The sequence below is a fragment of the Ruegeria sp. AF8 genome (assembly GCF_056541825.1).
Window position 1 is genome coordinate 1 of record NZ_JBQFYW010000065.1, and the last position, 1,681, is coordinate 1,681.

Annotated in this window: 1 protein-coding gene; it reads right to left on the reverse strand. The window is 52.6% G+C overall.

Annotated features, from left to right (window positions below; all coding sequences use genetic code 11):
- Positions 1-394: 394 nt before the first annotated feature.
- A complete protein-coding gene (locus ACR0AO_RS25350) occupies positions 395-1,276 on the reverse strand; it encodes an NAD(P)-dependent oxidoreductase (protein WP_480609782.1) in 882 nt (293 codons plus the stop codon).
- Positions 1,277-1,681 lie beyond the last annotated feature (405 nt).

Consider the following 1,681-nt stretch of genomic DNA (forward strand, 5'->3'; position numbering starts at 1 on the left):
CAGGCCGGACAGACGAAGGTACTGACGAAAATGACCGCAGAAATCACCAGAAAACACTTGCAATGCAGGAGCCACCCACAGATGCCGTTCGCTGCGCAGGCAATATACATGGAGTTATGAACTCACCAAATGCGGGACTTTTCTGGCGTTCGTCGGTGTAACGGCAATGGCTGCTTTCGTGCCGTAACCACTTGCTTGAACGCGAATGCTTGTGTCACCCTACTCGCTACCTCTTGGATCAATTGGTAAAAAGCAGGACAATCCAGTCGTTGTCTTGGATTTTCTCAATCGTTCACAAAATGAGTTTTGGCGTCGTCACCTACAACATATCGGTGGCGAACTTGGCCTAGCTCACAAACCGATAGTTATGACCAATCGGCTGGATGATTGACAATCACTGACTGTCTGAAAAAAACGTATGGATCATCGCCGAAAGGTCGTGTTGTCCCAGATTCTGTTGGAACGATTTGTCGAACATCGCCCGGATACCGTCGTGAAAGTTCGTCGTAACCCCAAGGCTGCGGCATACTTCCAACAAAGCTCTCTGACCTTCCGCCCAAACGGCAAGGGACGCCTGAGTTTCAATTGTTTTGCCTGCATCGATTGCTTCAATAATTCGTAACGGTTCGGATTGCATCAAATCGGCGTTCTGCGCGACCTGGTCCCGAAAAGCGATCAACGGTACGCCCCCCGCCTCGCACAATGCTGCTCCATTCACTGTACCAATCAGAAATCCGAGCATGCTGGAGATTGCCGCGCGGCCAAGCACAATGGGTGCTGTGTAGTTGTCACCCAAGTACCTGATACTTGGTGACATGGTCTCCAATATCGCAGCATTCTTCCGCACGGTTCTTTCCGGCCCTGCAACGACTATCGAAGCCACATCGGTTCCAATCTGCTCGGGGAAGCACAAGATTGCTCCTTCGATCAAATTGGCCCCGCATGCAGACATTAACTCGGCATGAGCCTCCACTTCAGGAAATGTGCCGCCGGTCAACTGGATGACAGTTGTGTCGGCGAGTGCTGACCGAACCGCGTCGTCCCCAGTTATCTCTTTCCAGGCGCCATAGTTCGAAAGGCAAACAACGACAGCATCGCACTCTTCGATGGCGTCACACACAGATGCTGCAATGACAGCACCTTCTTTCTCTAATGCCGTCGCCTTTGCGGTGCTTCGATTCCAAACGCAGGTTTCTTGTCCGGCATTCAAGAAAGAGCGGGCAAGCGCGCTGCCCATGTCACCAAGTCCGATGACCGGAATTTTTCGTCCCGACATATCTTACTTCTCACTTGCGGCGATTGAATGAGTCTCGTGCTGCGGCAGACCAAAGTACAGAAGAAATTTCGAGAAAACATGTCGGCACTGGGCGCATCCAGTCATCTGACTCATTTGATCAAGGTATGGCGTTGAACGACCGCTTCGGGGAAGCTGTGCTGCAGCGCCGCGAACCACTTAATGGTCAAGGCCACCCAGCGAGGTCTAGATTGCTGCATCAGCATCAGGCGGCTTCGTTGCGCAGAGCTGCCGTTCTCAGCAACTTGGGTGAATGACCGCTGTGCGGACCAAACCTGCCGTTAGTTGCCAAAGGTCGAATGTCCGATCTCGCCGCGATTGTCGACATTGGAGCTATGTCGGTCTGGTGCCATGAACTGCCATTGACACGTTCGCGTGCGACAAAGG

What these genes read in the sequence shown, in the direction of transcription:
- ACR0AO_RS25350 (WP_480609782.1), bottom strand. Translation starts at nt 1,276, where the DNA reads ATGTCGGGACGAAAAATTCCGGTCATCGGACTTGGTGACATGGGCAGC.